The sequence below is a fragment of the Paenacidovorax caeni genome, assembly GCF_001298675.1.
Lineage (GTDB): Bacteria > Pseudomonadota > Gammaproteobacteria > Burkholderiales > Burkholderiaceae_C > Paenacidovorax > Paenacidovorax caeni.
Window position 1 is genome coordinate 257,297 of sequence record NZ_CYIG01000007.1, and the last position, 7,975, is coordinate 265,271.

The window sequence follows — 7,975 nt, forward strand, 5'->3', positions numbered from 1 at the left end:
CATGCGGAAAATTGCTTTCTTTTTCATAGCTGCCTGCGCTTTCCCAGCTTGGGCTGACGGCCTGAAAAGCCTCGAAAACTTCATGAAGACCGCGCACAGTGGCCGCGCCGCTTTTACCCAGGCGGTAACGGCCCCGCCGAAAGACGGGCAGGCGGCGCGCACCAAGCAGTCGAGCGGCCACTTCGAGTTCCAGCGCCCCGGACGCTTCAAGTTCGTTTACGAGAAGCCGTTCGCGCAGACCATCGTGGCCGACGGCAAGACGCTCTGGCTCTACGACGCCGACCTGAACCAGGTCACGCAGCGCGCCCAGGACAAGGCGCTGGGCAGCACGCCCGCCGCGCTGCTTGCCTCGGCGCCCGACCTCGCCGCGCTGCGCGCCGATTTCACGCTGGAGTCGGCGCCCGAAGACGGCGGCTTGCAGTGGGTGCTGGCCACGCCGAAGGCGCGGGAGGGCCAGCTCAAGAGCGTGCGCGTCGGCTTCGACGGCGAGGCGCTCGCGGTGCTCGACATCGTGGACAGCTTCGGCCAGCGCTCGCTGATCCGCTTCACCGGCATGCAGCTCAACCCGGCGCTGCCCGCAGGCGCGTTCACTTTCAAGCCGCCCGCAGGGGCCGACGTGCTGCAGCATTAGCGCTCCTTTTTCAGGAGCTGCTAGCGCTTGGCTGGAAAGGGCTAGAGCCTTTTTTCGTCAATACCGGGCCTGCCCTGGCCCGTTGGTCAGGCCAGCGCCCGCAGCGCCAGCCCGATGGCGGCAGGCACCGCCTGGATGAACAGGATCTTGCGGCTGGCCGTGGCGGCGCCGTACAGGCCCGCCACCAGCACGCACAGCAGGAAGAACACCTGCACCGGCACGCCCTCCTGGCCGAGCCACAGCCCCCACAGCAAGCCGGCCGCGAGGAAGCCGTTGTACAGGCCTTGGTTGGCCGCCAGGGTCTTGGTGGCGGCGGCCATTTCCGGGCTCAGGCCGAAGGCGCGGCGCCCGGCAGGCTTGTCCCACAGAAACATCTCCAGTACCAGGATGTAGACGTGCAGCAGGGCAATCAGGGCAACGACGGCGTTGGCGGCAACAGACATGGCGTGGCGCGTGGGGTGGGTGGACGCCCAGCATATCCGCTGCCCGTGCGGCGTGCACGGGCAGGCTGTCGCCTGCGTGCGCAGGCTTGTTCAGCGGCCCATGCCGTAAAACTCGTCGTTGGGCCGCATGCTGGTGACGTTGGCCATGCGGTTGGACAGGCCAAAGAACGCAGCGATGCCGGCGATGTCCCAGATGTCCTCCTGGTCGAAGCCGTGCTGGCGCAGGGTTTCAAAGTCGTGGTCGTCCACTTCGTGCGCGCGCGCCGAGACCTTCATGGCGAAGTCCAGCATGGCCTTCTGGCGTGGCGTGATGTCGGCCTTGCGGTAGTTCACCGCCACCTGGTCGGCGATGAGCGGGTTCTTGGCACGGATGCGCAGGATCGCCCCGTGCGCCACCACGCAGTACTGGCACTGGTTGGCGTTGCTTGTGGCGACGACGATCATCTCGCGCTCGGCCTTGCTCAGGTTGCCTTTCTTGTCCATCAGCGCGTCGTGGTAGGCGAAGAAGGCGCGGAACTCGTCCGGGCGGTGCGCCAGCACCAGGAACACGTTGGGCACGAAGCCGGATTTCTCCTGCACGGCCAGGATGCGCGCACGGATGTCGTCGGGCAGGTCCTTGATTTCAGGCACGGGAAAGCGGCTGATGGGGGCTGCGGTCATGGGTCTCTCCTTGGTTTGAAAATGGATCACACGCGCACCACGAGGCGGCCGCGCACCTGACCGGCCAGCAGGGCGGGCGCGATGGCGATGGCGTCGTCCAGCGTGATGTCGTGCAGCAGCGTTTCCAGCACGGCGGTGTCCAGGTCGGTCGCCAGGCGCTGCCAGGCCTGCAGACGGTCCGCCGTGGGCGCCATCACGCTGTCGATGCCCGCCAGCGTCACGCCGCGCAGGATGAAGGGCGCCACCGTGGCCGGAAAGCCCATGCCCGCGGCCAGCCCGCACGCTGCCACCACGCCGCGGTAGCGCATGGCGGCGCACACGTTCGCCAGCACCTGCCCGCCCGCCACGTCCACGGCGCCGGCCCAGCGTTCCTTCTCCAGCGGCCGGCCGGGCTGGGAGATTTCCGCTCGGTCAATGACGTGGCGCGCGCCCAGGCGGGTGAGGAAGTCGGCCTCCTGGACCCGCCCGGTGACGGCGGCCACCTCGTAGCCCGCCTTGGCCAGCAGCGCCACGGCCACGCTGCCCACGCCGCCCGCCGCGCCGGTTACCACCACGGGGCCCTTGTCCGGCGTCACGCCGTGGTGCTCCAGCGCCAGCACGCACAGCGCAGCGGTGTAGCCCGCGGTGCCAATGCCCATGGCCTGGCGCGCGGTGAAGGGCGCTTGCAGCGGAATGAGAAAGCGCCCCGGCACGCGGGCTCGTTCGGCCAGCCCGCCCCAATGCCCTTCGCCCACGCCCCAGCCGTTGAGCACCACGGCGGCGCCAGGCTGCCAGGCCGGGTCGGTGCTGGACTCCACCGTGCCGGCGAAGTCGATGCCCGGCACCATGGGGAACTTGCGCACCACCGGCGAGCGGCCGGTGATGGCGAGCGCGTCCTTGTAGTTCAGCGTGGAATAGGCCACGCGCACGGTTACCTCGCCCTCATTGGGAAGGGAGGGCAATGAAGCCTCATCCAGCATGCGCACGGCAGCGGTTTGCTGGCCGTCCTGTTTGTCGATGAGCAAGCCACGGAACATAGGGGTCTCCTTGTCGTTGATTTATCTAAGCAGTTGAAAAAAACCGTCGGCATAGACCTGCAGCGGCGCGGCGCAGCGCTGCAGCTTGGCGCGCAGCACCGCGCCTTCCCAGCCAATCCAGAAGAACTGCGCCAGCACCGCGCAGTCGTGCTGCGGAGCGATCTCGCCGGCCTGCTGCGCGGCGCGCAGGCAGGCCGCGGTGCGTGCCTGCCAGTCGAGCAGAACGCCCTCCAGCTGCGCGCGGAACGATTCGGGCAGCGTGCCCATTTCCTGCCCCAGGTTGCCAACCAGGCAGCCGCGCTGGAAGCCGTGGCGCTGCATGCCCGCCTGGGCGTCGGCGATGAAGCCGCGCAGCCGCTGCAGGGGCGGCGTCGCGGGGTCGAGGAACCAGCGGTCGAGCTTGCGCGCGAAATAGCCGGCGTAGGCCGCGATCAGCGTCTGGCCGAAGGCTTCCTTGCTCTCGAAGTAGTGATAGAACGAGCCCTTGGGCACGGCGGCCTGGCGCAGGATCTCGTCGATGCCGACGGCCGAGTAGCCCTTCTCTGTCAGCACCGCCACGCCGGTGCGCACAAGCAATGCGCGCGTGTCTTCACGCGGTACGGCGGAGTTCTTCGGCGGGCGGCCCCGGCGGCGCGGCGCGTTCGGGGGGGCGGAGGCGGGCATGGCGTACAGGTGAAAAATAGACTGAACGGTTTAATTGTTTCATTAATTAGACCGACTGTCTATATTTCGGCGTGGCCAGGTCGCAGGGTGTCAGGCCGTGGGAGTCAGTGCGCGCTCGCAGCCAGCCCCGCCGCCAGGGCCAGCGCGTGCACCAGGGGCGCCGCCACCGACAGCGCGATGGCTGGGCGCAGGCGCTGCGGTTCGCTGGCATGGCGCAGCAGCAGCGCGGCCGCCGCCAGCGAAAGCGGCGCCGAGGCCAGGCCCCACAGCGCGGCGGCGGGCGGAATCAGCAGCCATACCGCCAGCGCCAGCCAGCCGTGCGCCAGCAGCGCCAGCGCCAGGTACAGCCAGGCGGCACGGCGTGCGCCCAGGCGTACCACCAGGGTGTTTTTCCCCACCTGGGCATCGGCCGGGGCGTCGGGAAAGCCATTGATCAGCAGCAGATTGACCACCAGCAGCGCAAAGCTCGCCGCCGTGACCGCCGGAATGATGAAGAACTGGTGCCGCTGCACGTAGTCCGCCCCCAGCACGATGAGCCACCAGGCCAGGCCCACGGCCAGCTCGCCCAGGCCACGCGACATCAGTGCCAGCGGCGGCGCCGAATAGGCCCAGGCCAGGAACAGGCCCGCCATGCCAATCAGCAGCAGCCCGCCGCCGCTGTGCAGTGCCAGCAGCAGGCCGGCTGGCACCAGCACAAGCAGCAGCAGCGCGGCCCAGCGGCCAGTGTCGGCCTCGGACACCAGGCCCTGCTGGATCAGCCGCGAACCGCCAGAGAACGGGAACAGGCCCTGCTGGTTCGCGGCGTCGGCGCCGTTGCGCGCGTCGTGGTAGTCGTTCAGCACATTGGCGCCGGCATGCGCCACCACGGCCAGCACCAGGGTGGCAGCGGCCTTGGGCACGTCAAAGCCGCAGCCGCAGGCCCAGGCGAACGCCATGCCGAGGATGCAGGCAGCCGCCGTCAGCAGCAGGAAGCCGGGGCGCGTCATGCGCAGCAGCATGCGCCAGCCGGGCGCGGGCGCAGGGGGGCGAGAGTCGGAAAGCATGGCGCTATCGTAGCCACGCGCCGTGGCAGGGCGCGGCAGCGGGCGCGCTGGCGCGCAGCCCATGTGCCTCACATGGTGCGCCTTTGTGCTTCTGTATTGATAGCTGCTTGCGCTTGATGGTTAAGCGCTAGAGGCCTTTTTCGCTTGTATCTTCAGCCAGCACGGCGGCCACGCGGGTACGCACCCGGGGCAGCACCTCGGCCTCGAACCACGGGTTGCGCTGCAGCCAGCCGTTGTTGCGCGGGCTGGGGTGGGGCAGGGCGATGGTGTGCGGCCCCGGGCCCGCCCACTGGCTCCGCCATTCGCGCACTGCGGCGGTAACGCCCTGGCACGCATCCGGCAGGTGCCAGGCCAGTGCGTACTGCCCCAGCACCACCGTGAGGGCACGCTGCGGCAGGTGCGCCAGCAGGGACGTGCGCCAGGCAGGCGCGCATTCAGGGCGTGGGGGCGCGTCGCCCGACGGTCCCCGGCCGGGGTAGCAAAAGGCCATGGGCAGGATCGCCACCTGCGCGGCATCGTAGAAGACCGTGCGCTCCAGGCCCAGCCAGGCGCGCAGGCGCTCGCCACTGGCGTCGTCGAACGGGATGCCGCTGGCGTGCACCTTGCGCCCCGGGGCCTGGCCCGCGATCAGGATGCGCGCGCTGGCGGCTGCCTGCAGCACCGGGCGCGGGCCCAGTGGCAGGTGCGGTGCGCAGAGCGTGCATGCGCGCACACGGCGTAGCAGGGCGGGCAGCGGTTCGGGCATGCGGCGCGCTACTCGGCGATCTGCGCGCCTGCCTCGGCCAGCAGCGCGCGCAGCACCGCGCGGTGGCAATGGGCTTCTTCCTCACAGTAGCAGCCCATGGAAAAGTTTGTCTGCCGCGACAACTGCGCCAGCAGCGCGATGCTGTGGCGGTTCTCGGGCGTTCCCATCTCGGCGCGGTAGCGGCGCTCGAAAGCGGCCCACTCCTGCGGCGTGGCAGCCGCCTGGGCCATCTTCACCGTGTCGTTGCTCGGGGCCAGGTTGGGGTACCAGACGTCGTACCAATCCTGCGCCGCGAACTGCTCCTTGGGCACGCCGCGCGGCGGGCGGCGCACGGTGCCAATGCGCGTGCCCTCGTCAGGTGCGCGCGGGGTGCCGAGGCGGACGATGCGAAGGGACATGGCAGGCAGGGTTGAAGCGGGGAGGCCGCCATTTTGCCGGCGATGGGATCAGCCGCTGGCCAATAGGGAACGGCTGGGGCGCAAGGCCGGGTTAAGGCGCATAAGAGGAGTGGCTGTAGGCGGCGATCAATGCAAAAAAGACAACCGCCAGGCCAAGCCAGATGAGATTTCTCACCCCTGAGCGTGACGCCAAAATTCCCATGAGGAAAAAGGCGGCCGCGATGAAAAGCCACCCCTGCACGACTGCACCCAGGCCCGAAGAGGTGGAAATGCCGAGCTTTCCCCCCGTGGTGAGCTGGTGTTCCGTGATGCCCATCCAACCGACGCTCGCGCAAATGGCTGCCATGGCACATAAAACGATAACGATAGAGAGGGGCGGTTTCATTGTCTCTGCCGTGCAAAGTCACGGTTTGCTGAAGGCTTAGCTGTGCACTGTGGGCGTAGCCCCGTTGCTACAGGGTTGGTTTTTTTATCCAGGCTGCCATGCTTTTTACAGTGGCCTCTTCAATGCCAATGAACCCGTGGTAATGCAGTGCCTCGCAGGGGTCGCCTGTCGGATTGTCGCCCCCGGAAACCATGAGCAATTTTTTGACAGGCGTGTTTTTGAGGCCTTTCATGATGCTCGGTACTTCGTGCGGTGCGCAAATGACGCAACCGTCTTTTTCATGGTGCACCACCAGGACGGGGATTTGAATTTTTCCGATATCTTGCGTGGGAACCGCACCCGCTTTCTTGTAGCTGACCACGCTCGCAGTGAGAACGATGCCGCCAAGGAGTTCGTTGCCGAAATCGATGGCTGCTGCAGTCGCTGAAACAGTCCCTCGGCTCGTTCCTACAAGCCAAACAGGCAATCCCGTATCGGCTTTCAAATATTCAACCACCCTCTTGATATCCTGGAGATGCTCGGAGCTGAGGCGGTCGGCGTATTCAACGTAGCCGGTCTTCTTGTCCGACGGCAAGCCAAGTACGGCAACATTCAGCCCGTTTTCGGTGAAATGATTTCGGCTACGGACTAAGAAATTCTCACTGGATGGCTGTCCATCCACTATTTTTCCCATCCCTCCTTTTCCTCCGGAGAGGAGCAAAACGGTTGCGCTGGCGCCATTATTTTTAATGTAGAAGATCGGCGTTTTGACATCCGGGCGGGTGTCAAGTCTGAGCAATTCTTCAGATGCCAGAGTCGGAAGGGTGATGAGTGTGGCTAAAAGGAAAAATAGAAAGCGCATGATGGATAGGGGCTGCTGAATCAAGCCGAGATATGCGGCAGATGGAAGCCATCTGCTTGAGAGCAAGGTTGCTAGCTGTCGCATCCCGGACGATCATATGGTCGCTTGTGAAACAGGTGCGGGTGGGTGTGATGCCACTCTTTCATGGCCTGCATCGGCGTACTGCTCTTGAGCGCTGACTGCGGCAGCTGGTGGTTGTACAAGGCCACATAGCGCAGCAAGGTCTGCTCCATGTCCTCGCGGCTGTTGAACCGGTGGGTCTTGAGCACATCGGCAATGCGGCCGTTAAACCGCTCCACCATGCCATTGGTTCTGGGCGTCCTGGGCTTGGTCAATCGGTGCTCTATGCCCAACTCCCGGCACAGTTGATCGAATTCATGGTTGCCGCTGGGTTCGCGTTCCTTGCTGGCAAACAGACGGTCCGTGAACTCTTTGCCGTTGTCGGTCAACAGTTTGTTGATCCTGATCGGACAGGCCTTGTGCAACGCCTTGAGGAAGGCCTGTGCACTGGCTGCGGTCTTGTTGGACTTGAGCTGCACAAACACCCAGCGCGTAGCCCTATCGATAGCCACGAACAGGTAGCGCCGGCTGCTCTCATCCTGCATCTGGGGCAGGTACTTCACGTCCATGTGCACGTAGCCTGGCTCGTAGCTCTTGAAGGTCTTGTGCACAGGCTGTGGCTCCTGGGGCTTGAGGGCGTTGAGGTTGCCCGCCCCATGGCGGCGCAGGCACCGGTCCAGGCCCGAGCGCGAGACATGGGGGCAAATGAACTCGCGCGTGACTGCCAGCAGGTCATCCAGGGGCAGCAGCAAGGTGCGCCGCAGGTGAACCACCACGATCTCTTGCGCAGGTGTGAGCACGGTCTGCAGGCGATGGGCCGTGTGGGAACGGTCCCCAAAGACAGAGCGCTTCTTCCACTTGTAGACCGTCTGCTCGGTAATCCCATAGCGTTGGGCCAGGACACCGGCTGTCTCGTCGCTGGCTGCGATCTCGGCCCGCACTGCAGGCGTGGTGCGGGCGTTCTTGTGCAGGGCTATCAACATGGCTTCACTCCCAGGGTCGATTGCAAGGACTCTATCAACTCTTGCAGAACCGCGCGGGCCATGAATAGGGGATAGCGTTTTGGGTCTATGCAATCATCTGGGATGCG

At 65.9% G+C, this 7,975-nt stretch carries 11 protein-coding genes; 1 reads left to right on the forward strand and 10 read right to left on the reverse strand.

The features are described 5' to 3' along the window. Position 1 precedes the first annotated feature (1 nt). Positions 2-631, forward strand: a complete 630-nt coding sequence (gene lolA / locus BN2503_RS05320) for an outer membrane lipoprotein periplasmic chaperone LolA (RefSeq protein ID WP_054255597.1) — start codon at positions 2-4, stop codon at positions 629-631. 86 nt (positions 632-717) lie between these two features. Here lolA and BN2503_RS05325 read toward each other — a convergent pair whose 3' ends face one another. The 10 genes from BN2503_RS05325 to BN2503_RS05370 form a co-directional block, all read right to left on the reverse strand. Further along, positions 718-1,074 (reverse strand): DUF1304 domain-containing protein, encoded by a 357-nt coding sequence (locus BN2503_RS05325; protein WP_054255598.1) that lies wholly within the window; start codon positions 1,072-1,074, stop codon positions 718-720. Between the two features lie 90 nt (positions 1,075-1,164). Continuing rightward, positions 1,165-1,734, reverse strand: a complete 570-nt coding sequence (locus BN2503_RS05330) for a peroxidase-related enzyme (RefSeq protein ID WP_054255599.1) — start codon at positions 1,732-1,734, stop codon at positions 1,165-1,167. Between the two features lie 26 nt (positions 1,735-1,760). Beyond that, positions 1,761-2,750, reverse strand: a complete 990-nt coding sequence (gene acuI, locus BN2503_RS05335; RefSeq protein WP_054255600.1) for an acrylyl-CoA reductase (NADPH) — start codon at positions 2,748-2,750, stop codon at positions 1,761-1,763. Between the two features lie 21 nt (positions 2,751-2,771). Next, positions 2,772-3,413: an acrylate utilization transcriptional regulator AcuR gene (gene acuR / locus BN2503_RS05340; RefSeq protein WP_054255601.1), complete on the reverse strand. Its 642-nt coding sequence runs from the start codon at positions 3,411-3,413 to the stop codon at positions 2,772-2,774. Between the two features lie 104 nt (positions 3,414-3,517). After that, positions 3,518-4,456: a prenyltransferase gene (locus BN2503_RS05345; protein WP_139235297.1), complete on the reverse strand. Its 939-nt coding sequence runs from the start codon at positions 4,454-4,456 to the stop codon at positions 3,518-3,520. 127 nt (positions 4,457-4,583) lie between these two features. Beyond that, positions 4,584-5,201 (reverse strand): uracil-DNA glycosylase family protein, encoded by a 618-nt coding sequence (locus tag BN2503_RS05350; protein WP_054255603.1) that lies wholly within the window; start codon positions 5,199-5,201, stop codon positions 4,584-4,586. Positions 5,202-5,209: 8 nt separating this feature from the next. Continuing rightward, positions 5,210-5,599 carry a DUF488 domain-containing protein gene (locus BN2503_RS05355; RefSeq protein ID WP_054255604.1) on the reverse strand — a complete coding sequence of 130 codons (390 nt, stop codon included), beginning with the start codon at positions 5,597-5,599 and terminating at the stop codon, positions 5,210-5,212. Between the two features lie 91 nt (positions 5,600-5,690). After that, positions 5,691-5,984 carry a hypothetical protein gene (locus BN2503_RS05360; protein ID WP_054255605.1) on the reverse strand — a complete coding sequence of 98 codons (294 nt, stop codon included), beginning with the start codon at positions 5,982-5,984 and terminating at the stop codon, positions 5,691-5,693. A 67-nt stretch (positions 5,985-6,051) separates the two neighbouring features. Continuing rightward, on the reverse strand, positions 6,052-6,849 hold the full coding sequence (locus BN2503_RS19925; RefSeq protein WP_139235296.1) for an alpha/beta hydrolase: 798 nt from the start codon (positions 6,847-6,849) through the stop codon (positions 6,052-6,054). 47 nt (positions 6,850-6,896) lie between these two features. Beyond that, a complete protein-coding gene (locus BN2503_RS05370) occupies positions 6,897-7,868 on the reverse strand; it encodes an IS481 family transposase (RefSeq protein WP_054255607.1) in 972 nt (323 codons plus the stop codon). Positions 7,869-7,975 lie beyond the last annotated feature (107 nt).

Coding starts and splice junctions, on each gene's coding strand:
- lolA (WP_054255597.1), top strand. CDS start 2: ATGCGGAAAATTGCTTTCTTTTTCATAGCTGCCTGCGCTTTCCCAGCT.
- acuI (WP_054255600.1), bottom strand. CDS start 2,750: ATGTTCCGTGGCTTGCTCATCGACAAACAGGACGGCCAGCAAACCGCT.
- acuR (WP_054255601.1), bottom strand. CDS start 3,413: ATGCCCGCCTCCGCCCCCCCGAACGCGCCGCGCCGCCGGGGCCGCCCG.
- BN2503_RS05355 (WP_054255604.1), bottom strand. CDS start 5,599: ATGTCCCTTCGCATCGTCCGCCTCGGCACCCCGCGCGCACCTGACGAG.
- BN2503_RS05330 (WP_054255599.1), bottom strand. CDS start 1,734: ATGACCGCAGCCCCCATCAGCCGCTTTCCCGTGCCTGAAATCAAGGAC.
- BN2503_RS05345 (WP_139235297.1), bottom strand. CDS start 4,456: ATGCTTTCCGACTCTCGCCCCCCTGCGCCCGCGCCCGGCTGGCGCATG.
- BN2503_RS05325 (WP_054255598.1), bottom strand. CDS start 1,074: ATGTCTGTTGCCGCCAACGCCGTCGTTGCCCTGATTGCCCTGCTGCAC.
- BN2503_RS05370 (WP_054255607.1), bottom strand. CDS start 7,868: ATGTTGATAGCCCTGCACAAGAACGCCCGCACCACGCCTGCAGTGCGG.
- BN2503_RS05360 (WP_054255605.1), bottom strand. CDS start 5,984: ATGAAACCGCCCCTCTCTATCGTTATCGTTTTATGTGCCATGGCAGCC.
- BN2503_RS05350 (WP_054255603.1), bottom strand. CDS start 5,201: ATGCCCGAACCGCTGCCCGCCCTGCTACGCCGTGTGCGCGCATGCACG.